This is a genomic window from Pseudomonas sp. BN414 (assembly GCF_029871275.1).
Taxonomy (GTDB): domain Bacteria; phylum Pseudomonadota; class Gammaproteobacteria; order Pseudomonadales; family Pseudomonadaceae; genus Metapseudomonas; species Metapseudomonas resinovorans_C.
Genome location: NZ_SSOL01000027.1, coordinates 1 through 20,572 on the forward strand (window position 1 = coordinate 1; position 20,572 = coordinate 20,572).

At 63.0% G+C, this 20,572-nt stretch carries 22 protein-coding genes; 7 read left to right on the forward strand and 15 right to left on the reverse strand.

Features of this window, described 5'->3' with window-relative positions; all coding sequences use genetic code 11:
* Positions 1-70 precede the first annotated feature (70 nt).
* A protein-coding gene (locus E8E95_RS03265; protein WP_280347810.1) for an IS3 family transposase occupies positions 71-1,293 on the forward strand; the annotation gives its coding sequence in 2 pieces (ribosomal slippage) (positions 71-416 and positions 416-1,293; 1,224 coding nt in all).
* Here the strand turns inward: E8E95_RS03265 and E8E95_RS03270 are convergent.
* Together E8E95_RS03270 and E8E95_RS03275 are read right to left on the reverse strand one after the other, a co-directional pair.
* Positions 1,265-2,110 carry a restriction endonuclease subunit S gene (locus E8E95_RS03270; protein WP_280348069.1) on the reverse strand — a complete coding sequence of 282 codons (846 nt, stop codon included), beginning with the start codon at positions 2,108-2,110 and terminating at the stop codon, positions 1,265-1,267. The genes E8E95_RS03265 and E8E95_RS03270 overlap by 29 nt on opposite strands.
* Positions 2,111-2,121: 11 nt before the next feature.
* A complete protein-coding gene (locus tag E8E95_RS03275; protein ID WP_280348070.1) occupies positions 2,122-3,660 on the reverse strand; it encodes a class I SAM-dependent DNA methyltransferase in 1,539 nt (512 codons plus the stop codon).
* A 224-nt stretch (positions 3,661-3,884) separates the two neighbouring features.
* On the opposite strand from E8E95_RS03275, the gene E8E95_RS03280 reads away from it, so the two are divergent.
* The gene (locus E8E95_RS03280; RefSeq protein WP_280348071.1) at positions 3,885-4,172 is read left to right on the forward strand and encodes a type II toxin-antitoxin system Phd/YefM family antitoxin; all 288 of its coding nucleotides are present in this window, start codon (positions 3,885-3,887) and stop codon (positions 4,170-4,172) included.
* 68 nt (positions 4,173-4,240) lie between these two features.
* On the opposite strand, the gene E8E95_RS03285 is transcribed toward E8E95_RS03280, so the two are convergent.
* The 8 genes from E8E95_RS03285 to ttcA all read right to left on the reverse strand — a co-directional run bounded on the left by E8E95_RS03285 (position 4,241) and on the right by ttcA (position 9,787).
* Positions 4,241-4,990: an NAD-dependent deacylase gene (locus E8E95_RS03285; protein ID WP_280348072.1), complete on the reverse strand. Its 750-nt coding sequence runs from the start codon at positions 4,988-4,990 to the stop codon at positions 4,241-4,243.
* Positions 4,991-5,311, reverse strand: a complete 321-nt coding sequence (locus E8E95_RS03290) for a hypothetical protein (RefSeq protein ID WP_280348073.1) — start codon at positions 5,309-5,311, stop codon at positions 4,991-4,993.
* A 4-nt stretch (positions 5,312-5,315) separates the two neighbouring features.
* Positions 5,316-5,966 (reverse strand): class I SAM-dependent methyltransferase, encoded by a 651-nt coding sequence (locus E8E95_RS03295; protein ID WP_280348074.1) that lies wholly within the window; start codon positions 5,964-5,966, stop codon positions 5,316-5,318.
* 7 nt (positions 5,967-5,973) lie between these two features.
* Positions 5,974-6,498, reverse strand: coding sequence for a C40 family peptidase (locus tag E8E95_RS03300; protein WP_280348075.1), 525 nt, complete (start codon positions 6,496-6,498; stop codon positions 5,974-5,976).
* 206 nt (positions 6,499-6,704) lie between these two features.
* Positions 6,705-7,325 carry a C40 family peptidase gene (locus E8E95_RS03305; RefSeq protein ID WP_280348076.1) on the reverse strand — a complete coding sequence of 207 codons (621 nt, stop codon included), beginning with the start codon at positions 7,323-7,325 and terminating at the stop codon, positions 6,705-6,707.
* Positions 7,326-7,394: 69 nt separating this feature from the next.
* Positions 7,395-8,159 carry an NAD-dependent deacylase gene (locus tag E8E95_RS03310; protein WP_280348077.1) on the reverse strand — a complete coding sequence of 255 codons (765 nt, stop codon included), beginning with the start codon at positions 8,157-8,159 and terminating at the stop codon, positions 7,395-7,397.
* A 42-nt stretch (positions 8,160-8,201) separates the two neighbouring features.
* Positions 8,202-8,873 carry a DNA-3-methyladenine glycosylase I gene (locus E8E95_RS03315; RefSeq protein WP_280348078.1) on the reverse strand — a complete coding sequence of 224 codons (672 nt, stop codon included), beginning with the start codon at positions 8,871-8,873 and terminating at the stop codon, positions 8,202-8,204.
* An 89-nt stretch (positions 8,874-8,962) separates the two neighbouring features.
* Entirely contained in the window at positions 8,963-9,787 is an 825-nt protein-coding gene (gene ttcA / locus E8E95_RS03320) for a tRNA 2-thiocytidine(32) synthetase TtcA (protein ID WP_077524992.1), read from the reverse strand.
* Between the two features lie 100 nt (positions 9,788-9,887).
* On the opposite strand from ttcA, the gene E8E95_RS03325 reads away from it, so the two are divergent.
* The 4 genes from E8E95_RS03325 to E8E95_RS03340 all read left to right on the forward strand — a co-directional run bounded on the left by E8E95_RS03325 (position 9,888) and on the right by E8E95_RS03340 (position 12,581).
* Positions 9,888-10,484, forward strand: a complete 597-nt coding sequence (locus E8E95_RS03325; protein WP_280348080.1) for a DNA-J related domain-containing protein — start codon at positions 9,888-9,890, stop codon at positions 10,482-10,484.
* A 155-nt stretch (positions 10,485-10,639) separates the two neighbouring features.
* The gene (locus tag E8E95_RS03330) at positions 10,640-11,239 is read left to right on the forward strand and encodes a Yip1 family protein (RefSeq protein ID WP_077524994.1); all 600 of its coding nucleotides are present in this window, start codon (positions 10,640-10,642) and stop codon (positions 11,237-11,239) included.
* A 163-nt stretch (positions 11,240-11,402) separates the two neighbouring features.
* Positions 11,403-12,020: a Yip1 family protein gene (locus E8E95_RS03335; protein ID WP_280348082.1), complete on the forward strand. Its 618-nt coding sequence runs from the start codon at positions 11,403-11,405 to the stop codon at positions 12,018-12,020.
* Positions 12,021-12,089: 69 nt separating this feature from the next.
* Complete coding sequence (locus E8E95_RS03340) at positions 12,090-12,581, forward strand: SprT family zinc-dependent metalloprotease (RefSeq protein ID WP_179058184.1); 492 nt, start codon at positions 12,090-12,092, stop codon at positions 12,579-12,581.
* 137 nt (positions 12,582-12,718) lie between these two features.
* Here E8E95_RS03340 and E8E95_RS03345 read toward each other — a convergent pair whose 3' ends face one another.
* From E8E95_RS03345 to E8E95_RS03365, 5 genes are all read right to left on the reverse strand, one after another.
* Entirely contained in the window at positions 12,719-13,900 is a 1,182-nt protein-coding gene (locus E8E95_RS03345) for a CaiB/BaiF CoA-transferase family protein (protein ID WP_280348085.1), read from the reverse strand.
* A 29-nt stretch (positions 13,901-13,929) separates the two neighbouring features.
* Complete coding sequence (locus tag E8E95_RS03350) at positions 13,930-15,567, reverse strand: AMP-binding protein (RefSeq protein ID WP_280348087.1); 1,638 nt, start codon at positions 15,565-15,567, stop codon at positions 13,930-13,932.
* Between the two features lie 53 nt (positions 15,568-15,620).
* Positions 15,621-16,451, reverse strand: a complete 831-nt coding sequence (locus tag E8E95_RS03355; RefSeq protein WP_280348089.1) for an amidohydrolase family protein — start codon at positions 16,449-16,451, stop codon at positions 15,621-15,623.
* Positions 16,452-16,529: 78 nt separating this feature from the next.
* Complete coding sequence (locus E8E95_RS03360) at positions 16,530-17,669, reverse strand: acyl-CoA dehydrogenase family protein (protein WP_280348091.1); 1,140 nt, start codon at positions 17,667-17,669, stop codon at positions 16,530-16,532.
* A gap of 271 nt (positions 17,670-17,940) precedes the next feature.
* Positions 17,941-19,236 (reverse strand): dicarboxylate/amino acid:cation symporter, encoded by a 1,296-nt coding sequence (locus tag E8E95_RS03365; RefSeq protein WP_280348093.1) that lies wholly within the window; start codon positions 19,234-19,236, stop codon positions 17,941-17,943.
* A gap of 323 nt (positions 19,237-19,559) precedes the next feature.
* Between E8E95_RS03365 and E8E95_RS03370 the strand changes: the two genes are divergently transcribed.
* Positions 19,560-20,558 carry an AraC family transcriptional regulator gene (locus E8E95_RS03370; RefSeq protein ID WP_280348095.1) on the forward strand — a complete coding sequence of 333 codons (999 nt, stop codon included), beginning with the start codon at positions 19,560-19,562 and terminating at the stop codon, positions 20,556-20,558.
* Positions 20,559-20,572 lie beyond the last annotated feature (14 nt).

Sequence of the window (20,572 nt, forward strand, 5' to 3'; positions counted from 1 at the left end):
TGAACGAGCCCCTTGAAACACAGGACACCGTTTCCCCCTTACCATAAGGGATAGGCAAACGACTGTGTTTATGACTACCAGCAAAGACAAAACCATCGAAGTGCTCGGCCAGGAGCGGCGTCGCCGCTGGAGCGTCGAGGAAAAACTGGCCATGGTGCGCGAGAGTCTCGAGCCCGGGCAAAGCGTCTCGGTGGTGGCCCGGCGCAACGGCATCAACCCCAACCAACTGTTCCACTGGCGCAAGCTCTACCAGGACGGCAGCCTCTCGGCGGTCAGTGCCGGTGAAGCGGTGGTGCCCGCCTCCGAGTTGGCCGATGCCCTCAAGCAGATCCGCGAACTGCAACGGATGCTGGGCAAGAAGACCATGGAGGCCGAGATCCTCAAGGAAGCGGTGGAGATCGCCCGCTCGCGAAAATGGATTGCGCACTCACCCTTGTTGCCGGGGGACGACCAGTGAAGGCGGTCAGTGAGAGTCTCGGTGTGGCGCGCTCGCAATTGACGGCTCGACTCAAACAACCCGCTCCAGGGCTGCGGCCTCGTCGGCGCCGAGCGTTCAACGATGTGACCTTGGTCGAGCAGATCCAGCAGGCAGTCGGCGCCCTGCCCAGCTATGGCTATCGTCGGATCTGGGGTCTGTTGCGTCGGCAGCATGAGCAACAGGCCCTGCCACCGGTCAACGTGAAGCGGGTTTACCGCGTCATGCGTGATCACGATCTGTTGCTGGAACGCCGTCGCAAGCAGCCGGGTGTGGCGCGGCGTCACGAAGGTCGTGTCGCCGTGGATACAAGCAACACCCGCTGGTGTTCGGATGGCTTCGAGTTCCGCTGCGAGGATGGTGACAAACTGCGCGTGACCTTCGCTCTGGACTGCTGCGACCGCGAAGCCATCAGTTGGGTGGCCAGCCCACACGGCTACAGTGGCGACGATGTCCGCGACGTGATGCTGGAAGCCGTCGAGCAACGCTTCGGTAGCGAGCTGCCTGCGTCGCCGGTGCAATGGCTGAGCGATAACGGCTCGGCCTATACCGCCGAACAGACCCGGGTCTTTGCCCGGCAGATCGGCCTGCTACCTCTGACAACACCGGTGTGCAGCCCACAGAGCAACGGGATGGCGGAGAGCTTCGTGAAGACCATGAAGCGCGACTATATCCGCCACATGCCCAAGCCCGATCGAGCGACGGCCCTGCGCAACCTGGCCATCGCCTTCGAGCATTACAACGAGGAACATCCGCACAGCGCACTGAACTACCGCTCACCTCGGGAGTTCAGACGCTTGGCTGAGGCATCAACTTAACGGGGTACCGGTGTCCGGTTTGATAGGGGCAAGTCCAATCACCATCCCGCAATAGAAGTCTCTCAATCTCTTTGCGATCCAAATTAACAAACTTCAAATCTGAGACATCCAAATCCCCTTTAGTGACGTTAGGAATCCTCAGTACCGGCAAGCCACTATCACCCGACTTCTCCGAAGTTCCATAGCGAAATTCCTCAACCAAATCGGATAGTGGCTTATGTATCAACTCGCCACTTCTCTCCTTACCAACCATTTCAACAAAAATCGCCTCAGCCAGTGTATCCAACTGTTCAAGCGCAGCACGGCGTTTGGCGCGCAGGGATTCGGCTTGATCCAGAATGGCGGCGATGCGCTGTTGCTCTTCCACAGGGGGCAACTCAAAACGGTATCGAGCCAAATCTCGGCCCGTCAGATGATTAATCGTGACACCGGTGTAGTAGTCAGCCAATTGACCAGACTGGTAATCAGCCATCAGGCGATGAACTAAAAATCGGTTGTGTAATCTGGGACCGCATCGCACGCGGTGAATGGCTTTCTGGAATTTAACGTTCGCCATCGGGGCGTCCCAGATCGCGGCCCTTCCGGCCTCGCCGCCCTCGCAAATCAGCACATCCCCCTGTTCCAGACCGTAGCGATCCAGTTCGTGGTCCTCGAAGGGCATTTCTCGCAGATCAGAAAGGTCAATCTCAAACCATTTCACGTTGGGATTGCGCAGGTACTTCAGCGGAGTGCCTTTGTTCTTCTTGGCATCGAGCATTTTGCCGAGACATTGCTCGGCGACCTCGCTCAGTGAAACGACGGGCCAACGGTTTTCCATGTCCACAGCACTCATCCCAACATTGCCCGCAACGCACTCATCCCTTGCTGAATATCCCCCTCCAACTTCTCCAGCTCATCGAGAATCTCGGTCGGGCTGCGATGCTCCACCACCTCCTGCTCCACTTCCTTGTACCGATTGAGCGTCAGGTCGTAGCCATTGGCGGCGATTTCCTCGCGGGGCACGCAGAAGCTTTGCGCGGTGCGCGGGCGGTTGCGTTCGCTGGTGGTGCGTTCGTGCCAGCGGGCCAGCACGTCGGGCAGGTTGTTTTTGGCGTGATCGGCCTCCTCCAGCGCCTGTTCGGGGCGGACGCCGAACTTGGCTTCGTCGAGCAGCAGGTTGCGCTTGTCGTCCAGGCTCATGCCGTCGGCTTCGACGTTGTAGAACCAGACGTGGTCGGTGCCACCGGAGTTGGTCTTGGTGAACAGCAGGATGGAGGTGGCGACGCCGGCGTAAGGCTTGAACACGCCGCTGGGCAGCTTCACCACGGCGTCGAGCTTGTGCTCGTCCACCAGCAGGCGGCGAATCTCCCGGTGCGCCTTGCCAGAGCCGAAGCAGACGCCGTCCGGCACGATCACCGCCGCGCGGCCGCCGGGCTTGAGCAGGCGCAGGAACAGGGCGAGGAACAGCAGTTCGGTCTTCTTGGTCTTGACGATGCGCTGCAGGTCCTGGGCGGTGCTTTCGTGGTCCAGGCTGCCGGCGAACGGCGGGTTGGCGAGGATCAGGCTGTACTGCTCGGCCTCGCCGGCGGTGCTTTCGGCGAGGGAGTCGCGGTAGCGGATGTCGGGGTTTTCCACGCCGTGCAGCAGCATGTTCATGCTGCCGATGCGCAGCATGACGTTGTCGAAGTCGAAGCCGTGGAACAGGCCATGGTGGAAGTGTTGCTTCTGCGCGGCGTCGAGCAGCAGCGAGGGGTATTCGCGGCGCAGGTATTCGCCGGCGCCCACCAGGAAGCCGCAGCTGCCGGCGGCGGGGTCGCAGATCACGTCGTTGGGCTTGGGCGCGGTGAGTTCGACCATCAGCTGGATGATGTGCCGCGGGGTGCGGAACTGGCCGTTCTGCCCGGCGGCGGCGATCTTGCCGAGCATGTATTCGTAGACGTCGCCCTTGGTGTCGCGGTCTTCCATGGGGATGTGGTCGAGCAGGTCGACCACCTTGGCCAGCAGGCCCGGCGTGGGGATGGTGAAGCGCGCATCCCGCATGTGGTGGCTGTAGGTGGAGCCGTCATCGCCCAGGGTCTTGAGGAAGGGGAAGACGTGCTGGCTGACCACCTCGAACATCTCCGCCGGGGCCAGGTGCTTGAACACGCTCCAGCGGTAGTCGTTGTAGCTGCAGCCGCGCGGGTCAAGGCCTTCAGGGAAGATGCGGCGCTCCATCGGCCGGTTCAGGCGAGTGGCCTTGTTCAGTTCGAGGGCGTGCAGTTCGTCGAGGCGGCGCAGGAACAGCAGGTAGGTGAACTGCTCCATGACTTCCATGGGGTTGGAGATGCCGCCGGTCCAGAAGGCGTTCCAGACGGCGTCGACTTGGCTCTTGAGTTCCCCGGTGATCATGCTTGTCCTGCTTGGTGCGCGATTGAGTCGGGCGCCCGGGCGGGCGCAAATTTCTGCAGCGGCGGACGGTAATGCGGCACGGCGCTCAAGGCAACCGGAAGTTCGCCCCGAATTCGCTGATTGATGGCAGTCTTTGTTCGGACTTTGAATGGACCGCTCCATTCACGCTCTTTAGGGCGCATCATCCCGCCGGAATGCGAGGTCCTCAACACCTGGGAGATGCCATGAAATTCCAGACCATCAGCTATCTGAAGCAGCATGCTGCCTCGCTGGATCTCAGCGAGCCCATGGTGATCACCCAGAATGGCGTACCGGCCTATGTGGTCGAGTCCTACGCCGAGCTCCAGCGACGTGATGAAGCGTTGGCGCTGATCAAATTGCTGTCCTTCGCCGACCGCGATGTGGCGGAAGACCGCTTGATCTCCGGTGACACCCTGCTGGAACGACTCAAGCAGCGCAGTCCCGCTGCCCAGGAAGCGCCGGGAGACGCCCAGGCTGAGCAAAACGATTGAGATCGCCTACGGACAATGCGGCGACCTGCCACACTTGATACAGGCACAGCCGCTGGATTCGCTTCGCTCTAGCGAACCTGCGAACCCGCCCAGGCGGTCGCCAATAGGGCCGCCATTACCTCCCCCGCCGCACCTTGCAGGCAAAGGTCGGCACGCGCGCTGAGGGGCGTGGGCTGCGGATTGATTTCCACCAGATAGGCACCGTGGCGTTTGGCCAGGAACGGCAGTTCGGCCGCCGGGTAGACCAGGCTGGAAGTGCCGATGCTGAGGAACAGGTCAGCGTCCTGGCTGGCCTCGGCGGCCGCCTCCAGCACGGCTTCCGGCAGGCTCTCGCCGAACCAGACCACCGCCGGGCGCAGCAGCCCGCCGCATTCGCAACGCGGGATGCGGCGAACATCCTCCGGCCAGTTGCCGCCGTCGCGTTGGCATTTGAAGCATTTCAGGCGATGGATAGTGCCGTGCAGTTCCAAGGGCGCGGAGCTGCCGGCGCGCTGGTGAAGGCCGTCGACGTTCTGGGTGATCAGGGTGACCTTCGGCAGCCGCCGCTGCAGTTCTGCGATGGCCTGGTGCGCCGGATTGGGCGGTACCGCCAGGCAGCGCTCGCGACGCCAGGCGTACCAGTCCCAGACCGTCTGCGGATCGGCCTGGAATCCTTCGGGGCTGGCCAGTTCCTCGGGACGGTATTTCGCCCAGAGGCCGGTCTGGGCGTCACGGAAGGTCGGGATTCCGCTCTCGGCGGAAACGCCGGCACCGGTGAAGATCAGCAGATGGCGGGAATTCCGCAGGCGGGAGACAAGGTCGTCGGGGATGCGTGTCATTCAGTGCCTCGGATTGAAGCCCGCCGGCTTGCCGGCCAGCCAGTCGACGAAGGTACGCATGCGCTCCTCGCCCAGCAGCGCTTCGCGGCTGTTGAAGGTCAACGCCAGCTCCTTCTCGCTGAACAATCTATGGATCTGGTTATGACAAGGACGGCAGACCCAGAGGGTGGCGGTGATGCGCTCGCTTTTCGCGAAGCGCTTCTGCACGTAAGGCTTGTCGTGCAGCGCCTTGGGGATCAGGTGATGGCGGGTCAGCGTCGATGCGCGGCCACAGAGTTCGCAGGCATCGGGCTGGGGCGGTAGGCGAATCGGTTCAGGCATGCTTTCAGCGCTTGCGGCAGAGGGTCAGGCCATCCCCCAGGGGCAGCAGCGACAGGTCGACGCGCGGATCGGCTTTCAGGGCGAGATTAAGCGCCTGGATGGCACGGGTGTCGGCGTCGTCCGACTCGGTTTCCAGCACGCGGCCGCTCCAGAGCACATTGTCGAAGAGCAACAGCCCGCCCTGCCGCGCCAGGCGCAGGGCTTCCTCCAGATAGGCGGGATAGTTGCTCTTGTCGGCATCGATGAAGATCAGGTCGAAGCTACCGTCTTCCAGGCCAGCCAGCGTATCCAGCGCTGGCGCGAGGCGCAGTTCGATGCGCTCGGCAAGGCCGGCCTCCTGCCAGTAGCGAAGGGCGACGGCGTTGTAGTCGCCCGGCAGATCACAGCAGACCATCCGGCCATCAGCCGGCATCTCGGCCGCCATGCACAGGGCGCTGTAGCCGGTGAAGGTACCGACTTCGAGGATGCGACGAGCGCCGGTGAGTTTCACCAGCAAGGCCATGAACTGGCCTTGCTCCGGCGCGATCTGCCAGCGCGCCATGGGCAGGGAAGCGGTCTCCGCCCGCAGGCGCTCCAGCAACGGCGACTCCCGCAGCGAAACCTCGAGGAGGTAGCCGTAGAGGGCGTCATCGAGGTTTAGCGTGCGGTTGGTCATGGGTGCCTCAGTGGGATTGCGCCAGGCGTGGGTCGAAGATTACGCGCTTGGCGCTGAGATAGCTGCGCTGCCAGTAGCTGTTCGACAGGCTGTCGAGGCGCACCGTTCCGCCGGTGCGTGGCGCATGGACGAAGCGGCCTTCGCCCACATAGATGCCGGCATGGCTGACCTGCCCGCCGCCGTTGGTGGCGAAGAACACCAGGTCGCCGCTTTGCAGGGCATTGAGGCCGATGCTGGGCGCGCGCATGGCAATCAGCTCGCGGGTGGAACGTGGCAGGCTGATGCCCGCAGCATCGCGATAGACGTAGCCGATAAGGCCACTGCAGTCGAAACCGCTATCCGGGGTATTGCCCCCCCAGCGATAAGGCGTACCCACCAGGCCGAGGGCACGGAACAGCACATCTTCAGCCGCCGGGGAGAACTGGGAAGGCGCAGTGACGACAGGTGGGGAATAAGGCGGAGGCGCCTTGCTCGCGCAAGCGGTGAGCAGCGAGGCCAGGGCAAGGATGGCGAGGCGGTTCGGTGCGAGCATGGCAAGTCAGTCCTGACTTGAGGAATGCACGCTAATTTGCTGATCTCACAGTGATATTGCAAGCGAAAGCTACACGCCAGGAGAGAAAAAGTTCCCTCACCACCTACGGAATCCGGTGTTTTTTGCGTTCAAGAAAGCCTCGGGCATAAAAAAGCCGAGGCGGCCACTCAGGGCCGCCTCGGCTTTTCGACTCGAATCCAGCTGGATCAGCGATGCAGCGGATGGCGAGTCGGGGTGTTCATGGCCAGGACGCGCTTGGCTTCCATGTAGCTGGCCTTCCAGTAGCGATCATCGAGGCTGTCGACGCGAACGCCACCGCTGCGGCTGCTGCTGGAATGAATGAACTGGTCGTCGCCGATATAGATGCCGGCGTGACTGACGCGGCCGCGGCCACGGTTGTTGAAGAACACGATGTCACCGGGCTGCAGTTCGCTGCGGGCGATCACCGGGGCATCCAGGTTGATCATCTCGCGAGTGGAACGCGGCAGCTGGATGCCCGCTTCTTCCTTGAACAGGTAGCCGACAAAGCCACTGCAATCGAAGCCGGTCTTCAGGGAGCGGCCACCGAAGCGGTACGGGGTACCTACCAGTTCGAAACCACGCTCCAGCAGGCCGTCGGAGAGAGACGGCATCTGGTAGGGCTCATCGTCGGTGAGGTTCGCCAGATCCAGGGCGGTAGGCTCGCGATCAGCCAGCAGCGAATCGGGCATGCCGTCGGCTACGGGAGCTTGCGTTTGGGTCTGGGGTTGCTGCTGCACATTACCTGCGCAAGCGGCGAGAAACAGGGCGAAGGTGAGAGGCACGAGGGGTGCGAAGCGCTTCAGCATGGGCACGACCGTGTCGGACAGTTTTTGATGAAGGCGCGACTATGCCCTCTATCAAACCCATTTGCAAATTTAATCGCCTGAAATGTGACTCAGCAGTCCCTGCAAAACATCTAAGGCCTTTCCTCTGAGGTGGACATCGACGACGGGACTGAGGTCGGTGAGCGCCGGATTGATCTCCACGGTGAAACCGCCTGCTTGGCGGGTGCGGAGGACGGGCTCGATGATGTAAGGAAAGCTCGCCGTGGTTCCCACCGAGATCACCGCATCGAATCCCTTGCGCAGCTCGGCGTAGAGGCTGTCGATGGCTTGCTCTGGGAGCATTTCTTCGAACAGCACCACGGGTGGACGGAGAATACCACCACATTCATGGCATTTGGGAGGCATTTCCCCTGTCAGATGTCGGCTGAGATCGGGACTTTCCGCGCCACAGGACTGGCAGAAAAGCGGCGACAGCTCGCCGTGGATCTCGATCAGCCGCTCCGGCGGTGAACCGGCCTGGCGATGGTAGCCATCGATGTTCTGGGTCAGCACCCAGCACTCGGGCTTGATCTTCTGCAGCTGAGCGATGGCTTCGTGGCCGGCATTGGGTCGTGCGCCCAGGCAAGCGCGGCCGAGTTGGGCGAGGTACTTCCAGCAGAGTGCGGGGTTACGTCGGAGCATCGGCCCGGAGAGTGCTTCCTCTATAGGCAGCCCTTCCTCCGTCACACCGTTGTAGAGACCGCCCAGCCCCCGATAGGTAGGCAAGCCGGAGTCCGCCGACAATCCCGCCCCGGTAATCACCAGGATTCGCTCGGCCGCCTTGATGGCTGCGGCTACACGCTGGATATCCGACATGCTCCCCTCCTCTGCCCACCGGCGCCGGGTGTCTGCCGCGGCTCAGTGATTGACGGTATGGGCCAGCATCATGGAAAGCTGGCACAGCGGCCGGCCACTCTCGACATGCCACTGGTTGAACGCGGCTTGCACCTGCGCCAGGTCTTTCTGGCTGGTGGGGGCCTTGTCGATGATGTCCTGGGCCTTGAGGGCCGCAACCATATCATCCGTGGGGATGAAGGTGTCCTTGCCGACCATCCGCAGGAAGCGCGGCGCCGACAGTCCGCCCAACTGGTTGCCGTGCTTGGCCAGGTATTTCCACAGGCCAACGATATCAGTCACCGGCCAGTCGGCGATCAGAGCACCGAAGCTGCCCTTTTCCCGCGCCACGTCCAGCACGAACTGAGCATTGCGCGGCACACTCTTGAGCTTGCCAAGATGACGAATGAGGCGTGTGTCCTGCATTAGCCGCTCGAGATGCTCAGCGCCCATCAGCACCACTTTATGCGGATCGAAGCCGAAGAAGGCCTCTTCGAACGCCGGCCACTTGGCATCTACCAGACTGTGTTTGAGACCGGCACGAAAGACGCGCAACGCCATCAGCGACAGGTAGCGGTCATCACTGAGCACACGCAGCTCGGCTTCGCCGCGCGGCTGCGGCAGGCGCGCTTCCAGGGCTTCGGCCGAGCCGAAGCGGTTCAGGCAGTATTCGTGGAGCCAGCGGTAATCGCGCATGGGGAGTCCTTTCGATGCGGAACGATTCCCTGTAGGAGCCAGCTTGCTGGCGAACCTTCGCGAGCAAGCTCGCTCCTACAGGGGCACGGTCAGATGTTGACGACGTCCAGCGTGCGCGGCGCCGCGGTTTCGTCGATGCGCAGGTTGACGAAGTCGAACAGGTTGCGGTCGGCCAGTTGCGACGGCACCACGTTCTGCAGGGCGCGGAACATGATCTCGGTGCGGCCCGGCGACTTGCGCTCCCACTCGTTGAGCATCTCCTTGACCACCTGGCGCTGCAGGTTCTCCTGGGAACCACAGAGGTTGCACGGGATGATCGGGAACTCCTTGAGAATGGAGTAAGCCTCGATATCGGCTTCGTTGCAGTAGGCCAGCGGGCGGATCACCACGTTGCGGCCATCATCCGCACGCAGCTTCGGCGGCATGGCCTTGAGGGTGCCGCCGTAGAACATATTGAGGAAGAAGGTTTCCAGGATGTCGTCGCGGTGGTGACCGAGGGCCATCTTGGTCGCGCCGATCTCGTCGGCGAAGGTATAGAGGGTGCCACGACGCAGGCGCGAGCAGAGCGAGCAGGTGGTCTTGCCTTCCGGGATCTTCTCCTTCACCACCGAATAAGTGTCCTTTTCGATGATGTGGTACTGCACGCCGATGGATTCCAGGTAGGCCGGCAGGACGTGCTCGGGGAAGCCAGGCTGCTTCTGGTCCATGTTCACGGCCACGATCTCGAACTTGATCGGCGCGACCTTCTGCAGGTACAGCAGCACGTCCAGCATGGTGTAGCTGTCCTTCCCGCCGGACAGACAGACCATGACCTTGTCGCCATCCTCGATCATGTTGAAGTCGGTGATGGCTTCGCCGGCCAGGCGGCGGATGCGTTTCTGCAGTTTGTTCTGGTTGACCGAAAGGGTGCCCATGGTGCTCTGAAATCCGGGGGGAATGCGAAAAGCTGGCTATTTTACGCACAAAGCGCGTGCGGCCCCAGCCCCATCGTCAGGCTGTGCTAGGCTCCGGCGGATGAACAGCGACCTCGACCCCGCCCAGGACCTCAGCGACCAGCTCCTCGAACTCTTGAGCGGGGCCCCCGAGGGGCTGAGCGAGTATCAACTGATCCAAGCCCTCAAGGCCCGCCATTCCACCCACATCCCGCACCTGGAACTCACCGACAAGCTGGTGCTGTTCCGCACGCACTTCCTGGTCTTCAACGCGCTCTACCGCCTGCGCGACCAATTGAACGGTGAAAGGGCGGTACAGCTCGCAATCAGTCCGCTGTGCGTGCAATTGCTGCCCTACGTGGCTGGCGCCGCCGCCCTCAGCGAGCTGGACCCGCTGCGCGAGTACTACCTGGACCTGAGCAACCTGCGCGACACCACCGAGGAAGACGTGGAGAAGCTACTGGCCAGCTTCTGGACACGCATGCAGGGCAGCGAGGAGAAGCTCGCGGCGCTGGAACTGTTCGGCCTGCACGGCGGCAGCCAGCCCCTCAGCCTGGCGGTGATCAAGCAGCGCTACCGCCAGCTGGTGAGCCAGCACCACCCGGATCGAGGCGGCAGCACTTCCCGCCTGCAATCGATCAACAAGGCCATGGAAATACTTCAACGCTATTACAGCTGACGCTGAATCTTCGATTCGCTCTAAGGCGTCGGCGAATCGCCTGCCTATACTGCGACATAAGGTCGCATAGGTCGGCCGGGCACCGGTGAGCGCTGTCCATGCGCTACCGGCGCTTCGCTGGGGGGCGACCTCATAATAATGAGGAGGTGTTCAGCATGATCCACCACGTTTGGGGGCTCTTCACCCATCCCGATCAAGAGTGGCAAGAGATCCGTGGCGAAGACGAAAGCGTCGGCCACATGTACCTCACCCACGTCCTGATCCTTGCTGCAATTCCCGTAATTTCTGCCTATATCGGCACAACCCAGGTCGGCTGGGTACTGGGTAAGGGCGATCCTGTGATGCTCACCCAGGCCAGCGCGATGCAGATGTCCATCATGTCCTACCTGGCGATGCTCGCCGGCGTGGCCGTCATGGGCGGTTTCATCCACTGGATGGCGCGCACCTACGACGCCAACCCGAGCATCACCGAGTGCATCGTCTTCGCCGCGTACTGCGCGACCCCGCTGTTCATCGGCGGCCTCGCAGCCCTCTACCCGCACCTCTGGTTCGGGGCGACGGTGGGCACCTTGGCCATCTGCTACACGGTCTACCTACTGTATGTGGGCATACCGACGTTCATGAACATTCCCAAGGACGAAGGCTTCCTGTTCTCCAGCTCGGTGCTGGCGGTTGGCCTGGTGGTGCTGGTGGCGATGATCGCTTCCGCCGTGATCCTCTGGGGCTTCGGCCTGGGACCGGTGTACACCAGCTGATGCTTTCCTGATGCAGACAAGGCCGCCCACGGGCGGCCTTTTTCATGGGCATATGACCGTTCGGCCAGAAACCTGAAACCCCGCTTGCGACTCCTCTCTATATGCACAGGACCTGCGCGGCCAGGCGCAGGTAATCCAAAGCGTCCTGTGCAAGGAGACCGCCATGACTCCCCACTTCGTGAACCTCTTCACCCAGCCCCTGCGCGCCTGGGATGAAATCCGCGACGAGGAACGCCAGAACAGCCTCCACTACCTCGGTCACCTGCTGCTGCTCGCCCTGATTCCAGCGTTCAGCCTCTACGTCGGCACCACCGAAGTCGGCTGGAGCCTGGCCCGTGACGAAGTGGTGCGACTGCAGCCAGACAGCGCCCTGCAACTCGCCATCGGCCTCTACCTCACTTCGGTGATTGGCGTGGTGCTTATGGGCTCTTTCGTGCGCTGGATGTCGCGCACTTTCGAGGTTCGACCGAACTTCAACCAGTGCGTCGGTTTCGTCGCCTACGTGGCCACGCCGCTGTTCATCGCCGGCCTTGCCAGCCTCTACCCCAGCCGCTGGCTCGCACTTCTGGTGCTGGGCCTGGCCTGCGCCTACTCCACGGTGCTGCTTTATGTGGGCGTGCCGATCTTCATGCGCATGAAGCGCGAGCAGAGCATGCTCTATGCGACGTCCATCTGGGCCGTGGGCTTGCTGGTGCTGGTGACGTTGCTGGTGTCGGTGATTCTCCACTGGCAGTTCTACATGACACCCGAGTACCAGGAGGTCACCCACGTCCTGAGATAACCGCCCGGCCGAACGGCGATTCGGGCAGCGGCTGCTTTGCGGCATAATTCCGCGCCAACGGAGTGCCCTATGCCCGAGCAGCTACTTGCCCGCGTCGAAGCTTGCTACCTGCAGGCCGAAGACTTTTTCAAATGCCGGTTTCCCCGCCCCGAAGTGAGCTTCAAGCTGCGCGGGCAGAAGGCCGGCGTCGCCCATCTGGACGAGAACAAGCTGCGCTTCAACCCGCAGCTGTACCGCGAGAACCAGGAAGACTTCCTGCGCCAGACCGTCGCCCACGAAGTGGCGCACCTGGTCGCCCACCAACTGTTCGGCCCGCGCATCCAGCCCCACGGCGAGGAATGGCAGCTGATCATGCGCGGCGTCTACGAACTGCCACCCAATCGCTGCCACACCTATGAAGTGAACCGGCGCAAGGTGACGCGCTACCTGTACCGCTGCGCCTGCCCCGACGGCCATCCCTTCTCCGCCCAGCGCCACGCCCTGGTGGCACGCGGGCGCCGCTACTACTGCCGGCGCTGCCGGGTGACGCTGGTGTTCAGCGGGGAACAGAGCCAGGTTTAGCGCCGCTTTTCTGTGGGGGCGAATTCATTCGCTAAGGACCGCGTAGCGGCCCCACGGACCTTCTAAGGGCAGGCCTTCGGCCTGCTTTAGCGAATAAATTCGCCCCCACAAGGTTCCCCCCACAACCCCGAGCCCCCCTACCCCACCACCTTCGCTGCTTTCAGTGCCTCGATCTGTTCGGCGCTCAGCCCGAGCTCGGACAGGACCTCGGTCGTATGGGAACCCACTGCTCCACCGACGTGGCGCGGCGCAGGCAGGCCGGCGGAGAACTTGATCGGGCAGGCGATCTGTTTCTGCGGCGGCAGGCCATCGCGCGGCACCTCCACCACCAGGTCGCGGGCACTGATCTGTGGATGATCTACTGCCTCGGACAGCGGCAGCATCGGCTCCACACAAGCATCCAAAGCGGCGAACACTTCAAGCCATTCGGCGAAGTCGCGCTTTTCGAACTCGACTTCGATGGCGCGCTTCAGCTCCTGCTGGTCCGCCGGCTTTGGCGACAGCCCCCGGACTGCCAGCTCGGGATGGCCGATGGCGGCGCAGAACTGCTGCATGAACTGTGGTTCCAGGCTGCCCACCGAGAACCATCGGCCGTCGCGGGTGCGGTAGTAGTCGTAGAAGCTGCCACCGTTCAGGGCCTGGTTTTCCATGTCCGGCTCCACACCCGCACCGAGATAACCGGCGCCGGCCATACCGTGCAGCGCAAAGGCGCAGTCGGTCATGCTGACGTCCACATGCTGCCCCTCCCCTCTCGCCTGACGATGGATCACCGCCGCGAGCAGGCCCATCACCCCGTGCAGGGAGCCACCGCCGATATCCGCCAACTGCACGCCCAGGGGCAGCGGCCCGCTGTCGCGGCGTCCGGTATAGCTGGCGATGCCGGCCAGGGCCAGGTAGTTGATGTCGTGTCCAGCGCGGTCGCGATAGGGGCCGGTCTGGCCATAGCCGGTAATGGAGACGTAGATCAGCTTCGGGTTGATCGCCTTCAGCGCGTCATAGCCCAGCCCCAGCCGCTCCATGACACCGGGCCGGAATTGTTCCAGGACGATGTCGTATTCCTGCACCAACTGCCGGACCAGCTCCACCGCCTCCGGCCGTTTCAGGTCCAGGGCGATGCTGCGCTTGTTGCGGTTCAGGTAAGCATGGCTGGTGGACTGGCCGCCGTCGTGGGGCGGCAGCACGCGCACCAGGTCCATGCGCGTGGGCGACTCCACCCGCAGCACGTCGGCGCCCATGTCGGCCAGCAGCAACGAGGCGAAGGGTCCCGGCAGCAGGGTGGAGAAGTCGAGGATTTTCAGCGAAGACAACGGGCCTTTCATGGCAACTCCTGATGCGTGTGTTCTGACGGTCATTCCCAATGCAGCGCCTGGCGCGCATCGAGACGTTCGACCGCCGGGGCGTAACGGGCTTCCAGCACGTTACGGCGAATCTTCATGGTCGGGGTCATGCAGCCGTTATCCACCGTCCAGGGCTCGCACACCAGCAGCAGGTGGCTGATGCGTTCATGGGGCTGCAGCCGGACGTTGAGTTGTTCGAGGGTTGCCAGCAGGTCCGCCTCCACCTGGGCGCGCGCCTGCTCACGCGCTGCGGGGCTCAGTTCGATCAGCGCCAGCGGCTGGTCCAGGCCGCTGCCCATCAGGCACACCTGCTCGACCCAGAGATTCTTGGCGATCTCGCCTTCGATGGGGGCTGGCGCCACGTACTTGCCCTTGCTGGTCTTGAAAATGTCCTTCACCCGGCCGGTGATGCGCAGGTAGCCGTCGTTGTCGACCTGTCCCTTGTCGCCGGTGTGCAACCAGCCATCGCGCAGGGTTTCGGCGCTCTTGTCCGGTTCCAGGTAGTAACCGGTCATGAGCGATGGGCTGCGGTAGAGGATTTCGCCGTCATCGGCGATGCGCAGCTCGTTGTCCGGCATCACCCGGCCCACGGTGCCGAAGCGAACCTGCCCCGGCCGATTGAAGTTGCCGTAGGCGAAGTTCTCGGTCATGCCGTAACCCTCGCAGATGGTCAGGCCGATGCGCCGGTACCACTCCAGCAACGCCACCGGAATGGGCGCAGCACCGCTCACCAGCACCCGCGCGCGGTCAAGCCCCAGGCCGCGACGAATCTTCCAGGCCACCAGGGCGCCCAGTAGCGGAATGGCCAGCAGGCGGTCGAGTCGTCCCTGCGGCAACCGCTCCAGCACGCCCTGCTGGAAACGCGTCCACAAGCGCGGCACCGAGAAGAACTGGGTGGGCCGCACCTGGCGCAAGTCCTCAGCGAAAGTCTCCAGTGATTCGACGAAGGCGATTTCACCACCGCAATACAGGCTGTTGGTCTGCACCAGGAAGCGTTCGGCGGCATGGGAAAGCGGCAGGTAGGAGAAGAACTGGTCGTCCGGCCCCAAGCCCATCTCCCTCACCGATCGGCTGGAGGCGAAGGCGAAGGCCCGCGCCGTCTGCATCACGCCCTTGGGCTGGCCGGTGGTGCCGGAGGTATAGAGGATGCTGAGCAACTCGTCCGGGCGCTGTTCATGGGTTTCGCGCAGAGGCTCGTGGCGCGCCAACAGCTCACCCCAGACATGGTCGGCACGCAGGGTCGGATAGGGCATGGCAACGCGCACAACATCGCTGGGAATGCCCGGTTCCATCCGCTCGGGATCATCCAGCTTGCCGAGGATGATCACCTTGCATGCGGAATGGCTCAGGACATACTCGATGCTCTCGGCCGATTGCAGCGGATAGAGCGGCACGCTGACCAGCCCGGCGAGCATGATCGCCATGTCGCTCAGAATCCACTCGGCACAGTTCTTCGCCAGGATCGCCACCCGGTCGCCCGGCTCGCAGCCCAGGGCCCGCAGTGCGCTGGCCAGTCGTCGGGCGCGGTCGTCAGCTTCGCTCCAGGTGATGGGATGCCAGGTCCGCGCCACCGGCTGGCGCAGCCAGACGCGGTCCGGCGTGGTCGCCACCCAATGGGTGAAACGTTGCAACGGCAGTGCTTCACTCATCCTTCGCCCCTCTTATTGTTGTTATCGGCTCGCTGCCCGATGGCCCCGTCACTCTAGAGCCTGAATACCTTTCGTGCGTTGGCGTGCAGGAATTTTTCCTTCACGGCCTCCGGCAGCTCCATCTCATCCACCTGCGCCATGCAGCTCGAAAGCGACAACTGCGGGAAGTTGCTGCCGAACAGCACTTTGTCCTGGCCGTAGGTCTTCATGTAGTGGACCAGGGCCTGCGGGTAGTAACGCGGCAGGTAGGCGGAGGTATCGATATAGATGTTGTCGTGCTTCCAGGCGACGCCGATCATTTCCTCGGTCCACGGATGGCCAATGTGCCCGGCGACGATGCGCAGTTCCGGGAAATCCAGCGCCACCTCATCCAGGTACGGCACGGGCCGGCCGGTTTCAGAGGGCATCAGCGGGCCGGTGTGGCCCACCTGGGTGCAGAACGGGATATCCAGTTCGATGCACTTCGCATAGAGCGGGTAGTAGAGCCGGTGGTTGGGCGGCAGCTTCCATAGCCAGGGCACCACCCGTAGCGCCTTGAAGCCCAGCTCGTTCACCGCGCGGTCCAGTTCGCGCAAGGCGGCCATGGGTTTGCTCATGTCCACCGCGGCAACGCCGGCGAAGCGGTCCGGGAAGGCGCGGGTGTATTCGGCCACTTCGTCGTTGGTGCTGACCCAGCGTTCGGGCCGGCACCAGGCGCTGACCATCAGCTTGTCGATGCCGGCGCGGTCCATCTCGGCCACGGTTTCTTCCGGGCTCAGGCCCTTGTCGAGCAGGGCCGTGGTCCCGGATTTCTCGAACAGCCGCACCGCCTCCGGTATCAGCTCACGGGTGCGCCCGGTGGCCAGCTGAGCCCAGGCATCGATGGCGCCTTTTGCTTGAGTCATGACGATCGCCTCACTTGAGTCAGTCGAAGGTGCGCACGGCACACCCACAGGTAGGGTGCGCCATGCGCACCGCTTGCCTCAGAGCTTCATCCCGCGGCTGATGATCTCTTTCATGATTTCCGAGGTGCCCGCGAAGATGCGCTGGATACGCGCGTTCGCGTACATCTTGCAGATGGGGTATTCCCACATGTAGCCCCAACCGCCGTGCAGCTGTACGCCTTCGTCCACCACCTTGCACAGCAGTTCGGTGGTGAACAGCTTGGCCTCGGCAGCGACCTCAGGCGTGAGCTTTTTCTGGTTGTGGTCCATCACGCAGCGATCGGTGAACACCTGGGCAACGTCGATCTGGGTGCGCATCTCGGCGAGCTTGAAACGGGTGTTCTGGAAGTGCGCCACGGGACGGTCGAAGGCCTTGCGCTCCTTCACGTAGTCGATGGTGGTGAGCAGCGCGGCCTCAGCGCCGGCCACTGCGCCGCAGGCGTTGGTCAGACGCTCCTGGGCGAGCATGTTCATCAGGTAGAAGAAGCCTCCCTTGGCATCGCCCAGCAGGTTTTCCTTCGGCACCTTGACGTTATTGAAGAACAGCTCGGCGGTGTCCTGGCTCTTCATGCCCAGCTTCTTCAGGTTGCGGCCGCGCTCGAAGCCTTCCATGCCCCGCTCCACCAGGAACAGGCCCATGGCGTGCTTGTTCGCCGGGTCCGTCTTGGCGGCGACGATCACCACGTCCGCCAGCAGGCCGTTGGAGATGAACACCTTGGAGCCGTTGAGGAGGAAGTGATCGCCCTTGTCCACCGCAGTGGTGCGCATGCCGGCCAGGTCGGAACCGGCGGAGGGTTCGGTCATGGCCACCGCGAGGATGGTTTCGCCGCGGATGATGCCCGGCAGGAAACGCGCCTTCTGCTCGGCGTTGCCATACTCGGCGATATAGGGGCCGCAGAGGGCCGAATGCAGCGGGATCATGAAGCCCGGCTCGTTGATGAAGGCCAGCTCCTCGCACATGATCTGCTCGTAGCGGAAGTCCTTGAGCCCGGAGCCGCCGTATTCCTCATCCGCCCAGGGCAGCAGGAAACCCATCTCCCCCGCTTTCTTCCACACGCTGCGGTCGACCACACCGGCCGCTTCCCACTCGTCCTGATGGGGCACCACTTCCTTCTGCAGGAAGGCACGGAAAGCCTCGCGGAACAGATTGTGTTCGGTCTCGAAATGAATGCGCTGCATGGGGTTGCCTCCCTGGGCCGAAGTCGTGCCGCAGGTTAGGCGCCAGCCGCTCGCCCCCTCAATGACGCAAGCGCTCAGGGGCATTGACGCATTCGGCCAGCTTGCCGGCGCACAACGAGCCCTTGTAGGAGCGAGCTTGCTCGCGAACAGTCCGCGCGCGATCTTTCGCGAGCAAGCTCGCTCCCACAGATCAGCAAAAAAAAGCCCGGCTACGGGGGCCGGGCTTGAGAAAGTCTCCTCACCAGGAGGAGAACGCTGTAGCAGTCGTCGATCAGGCAGCGGTCTGCGGAGCGGCTGGAGCTTCGGACTTGCCGCCGGAAGCCAGCTCGCGCTGCAGGGTGTCTTCGTCCAGCTGTTTGCACCACTTGGCGACCACGATGGTGGCAACGCCGTTGCCGATCAGGTTGGTCAGGGCGCGGGCTTCAGACATGAAGCGGTCGATCCCGAGAATCAGCGCCAGGCCGGCAACCGGCAGGTGGCCAACGGCGGACAGGGTGGCGGCCAGCACGATGAAGCCGGAACCGGTGACACCGGCGGCGCCCTTGGAGGCGATCAGCAGCACGGCCAGCAGGGTCAGCTGGTGGGTGATGTCCATGGTGGTGTCAGTGGCCTGGGCGATGAACACCGCAGCCATGGTCAGGTAGATGGAGGTGCCGTCCAGGTTGAAGGAATAGCCGGTGGGGATAACCAGGCCGACCACGGACTTCTTGGCACCCAGCTTTTCCATCTTGTTCAGCATGCGCGGCAGGGCCGACTCGGACGACGAGGTGCCGAGCACGATCAGCAGTTCTTCGCGGATGTACTTGATGAAGCGCAGGATGCTGAAGCCGTGGGCACGGGCGATGCCGCCCAGGACCACCAGGATGAAGAACACGCAGGTGATGTAGAAGCACAGCATCAGTTGGCCGAGCTGCACCAGAGAACCCACGCCGTACTGGCCGATGGTGAAGGCCATGGCACCGAAGGCACCGATGGGCGCGACCTTCATGATCATGTTGATGATCCCGAACATGACCTGGGCGATGCGGTCGATGAACTCCAGTACCGGCTTGCCGTGGTCACCCATGCGTTGCAGGGCGAAGGCGAAGATCACGGAGAAGAACAGCACCTGCAGGATGTCACCCGAGGCGAAGGCGCCGACGATGGTGCTGGGGATGACGTTGAGCAGGAAGGCAATGGTGCTCTGCTGTTCGCCGGCGGCAGCGAAGGCAGCAATGCCCTTGGTGTCCAGGGTGGACGGATCGACATGCATGCCGACGCCAGGCTGGACGATGTTGACCACTACCAGGCCGATGAGCAGGGCAACGGTAGAAACGATTTCGAAATACAGCAGCGCGTAGCCGCCGGTCTTACCCACTGCCTTCATGTCCTGCATGCCGGCGATGCCGCTGACCACTGTGCAGAAGATGATGGGCGCGATGGCCATCTTGATCAGTTTGACGAAGCCGTCACCCAGGGGTTTGAGCGCAACGCCCGTCTCTGGATAGAAGTGCCCCAGCAGGATGCCGATGGCGATGGCGACGATGACCTGGACGTACAGGCTCTTGTAGAACGGTTGGCGGGACATGGCAGTGTTCCTTTCAAGTGATCCCGACCTGTTCCGTAAGGCCTGGCGTCACTGTGATCGACGGATCTCCCTGTCTGGGAGACTTTTGTTGTTGTGCGGTCCAGTCGAATGGACGGCACTGTCTCCATAGCAGCCGCTGTGCCAAGTCTTCTAATTTTTATAAATCCTTTAATTTCAATAACTTATCTACACACCCAACCTGATCCCACGCCCCCATCGGGCGGATTTCCGCCAGGCCCCCAGGGGGATTTCCGCCACTTGCGCCCTTGTGGCCGCCTCCAGCCGCGCCCTAACATCGGCCTCCCCGACTACGGATCAACCTCATGCGCGAGCGCACCATCGCCAGCCATTTCGTCCGGGCCGCCCTGGGCGGCGCCCTGCGCCACGGCGTGGACTGCACCTCCTTGCTGCGTGCCGCCGGTATCCAGCCCGCCGTGCTGGACGAACCACGGGCACGGGTGGCGCCCGAGCAGTTCGCGCGGCTGATGCAGGTGCTCTGGGAAACGCTCGACGACGAGTACATGGGCTTTGGCCGGCAACCCAGCAAGCGCGGCACCTTCGCCATGATGTGCCACGCCATCATCCATTGCCGCAGCCTGGAAAAGGCCCTGGTCAGGGGCACGCTTTTCTATGGGCTGTTCCCCGATTCGCCGCGAATCCAGCTGGAACGGGAAGGCGACTTCGCCGTCCTGACGGTGGACGACACGTTGCTCCGCGACCCGGACCACTTCCTGGTGGAAAGCCTGCTGGTCATCTGGCATCGGCTCGGCAGCTGGCTGATCGGCCAGCGCATCCGGCTGGAGGAAGCCACCTTCAGCTACGCCAAGCCGGCCCACGCCGCCGAATACGAACTGCTCTTCCCCACCAGCCGCCACTTCGAGACGCCACGCATCAGCCTGCGCTTCCATTCGCGCTACCTGGCGATGCCGCTGCTGCAGGATGAACGCACCCTCAAGCACTTCCTCGAACACTCCCCGGCCGATCTGCTGGCCCGCCCCGACGGCGGCGACAGCCTCACCAGCCAGATCCGCCGCCTGCTCGGCCGCGACTGCCGCACCTGGCCAGACCTGGAAGCAGTCGCCCAGCACCTGCACATCAGTCCGCAGACCCTGCGCCGGCATCTGAGGGAAGAAGGTTCGAGCTTCCAGGAGCTGAAGGACCACCTGCGCCGCGACCTGGCCATCTACCACCTCGGCCGGGATGAGCTCTCGATCCAGGACATCGCCGAGCAGCTCGGTTTCTCCGAACCCTCGGCATTCCATCGGGCGTTCAAGAAGTGGACCGGGCTGACGCCGGGGGTTTATCGGGCGCAGGAGGCTTGAATCTCGCCTGGGTA

Coding starts and splice junctions, on each gene's coding strand:
- E8E95_RS03355 (WP_280348089.1), bottom strand. CDS start 16,451: ATGACTCAAGCAAAAGGCGCCATCGATGCCTGGGCTCAGCTGGCCACC.
- E8E95_RS03285 (WP_280348072.1), bottom strand. CDS start 4,990: ATGACACGCATCCCCGACGACCTTGTCTCCCGCCTGCGGAATTCCCGC.
- E8E95_RS03305 (WP_280348076.1), bottom strand. CDS start 7,325: ATGCTGAAGCGCTTCGCACCCCTCGTGCCTCTCACCTTCGCCCTGTTT.
- E8E95_RS03300 (WP_280348075.1), bottom strand. CDS start 6,498: ATGCTCGCACCGAACCGCCTCGCCATCCTTGCCCTGGCCTCGCTGCTC.
- E8E95_RS03330 (WP_077524994.1), top strand. CDS start 10,640: ATGATCCACCACGTTTGGGGGCTCTTCACCCATCCCGATCAAGAGTGG.
- E8E95_RS03365 (WP_280348093.1), bottom strand. CDS start 19,236: ATGTCCCGCCAACCGTTCTACAAGAGCCTGTACGTCCAGGTCATCGTC.
- E8E95_RS03295 (WP_280348074.1), bottom strand. CDS start 5,966: ATGACCAACCGCACGCTAAACCTCGATGACGCCCTCTACGGCTACCTC.
- E8E95_RS03345 (WP_280348085.1), bottom strand. CDS start 13,900: ATGAAAGGCCCGTTGTCTTCGCTGAAAATCCTCGACTTCTCCACCCTG.
- E8E95_RS03325 (WP_280348080.1), top strand. CDS start 9,888: ATGAACAGCGACCTCGACCCCGCCCAGGACCTCAGCGACCAGCTCCTC.
- E8E95_RS03270 (WP_280348069.1), bottom strand. CDS start 2,110: ATGGAAAACCGTTGGCCCGTCGTTTCACTGAGCGAGGTCGCCGAGCAA.
- E8E95_RS03315 (WP_280348078.1), bottom strand. CDS start 8,873: ATGCGCGATTACCGCTGGCTCCACGAATACTGCCTGAACCGCTTCGGC.
- E8E95_RS03370 (WP_280348095.1), top strand. CDS start 19,560: ATGCGCGAGCGCACCATCGCCAGCCATTTCGTCCGGGCCGCCCTGGGC.
- E8E95_RS03275 (WP_280348070.1), bottom strand. CDS start 3,660: ATGATCACCGGGGAACTCAAGAGCCAAGTCGACGCCGTCTGGAACGCC.
- E8E95_RS03310 (WP_280348077.1), bottom strand. CDS start 8,159: ATGTCGGATATCCAGCGTGTAGCCGCAGCCATCAAGGCGGCCGAGCGA.
- E8E95_RS03290 (WP_280348073.1), bottom strand. CDS start 5,311: ATGCCTGAACCGATTCGCCTACCGCCCCAGCCCGATGCCTGCGAACTC.
- E8E95_RS03340 (WP_179058184.1), top strand. CDS start 12,090: ATGCCCGAGCAGCTACTTGCCCGCGTCGAAGCTTGCTACCTGCAGGCC.
- ttcA (WP_077524992.1), bottom strand. CDS start 9,787: ATGGGCACCCTTTCGGTCAACCAGAACAAACTGCAGAAACGCATCCGC.
- E8E95_RS03350 (WP_280348087.1), bottom strand. CDS start 15,567: ATGAGTGAAGCACTGCCGTTGCAACGTTTCACCCATTGGGTGGCGACC.
- E8E95_RS03335 (WP_280348082.1), top strand. CDS start 11,403: ATGACTCCCCACTTCGTGAACCTCTTCACCCAGCCCCTGCGCGCCTGG.
- E8E95_RS03280 (WP_280348071.1), top strand. CDS start 3,885: ATGAAATTCCAGACCATCAGCTATCTGAAGCAGCATGCTGCCTCGCTG.
- E8E95_RS03360 (WP_280348091.1), bottom strand. CDS start 17,669: ATGCAGCGCATTCATTTCGAGACCGAACACAATCTGTTCCGCGAGGCT.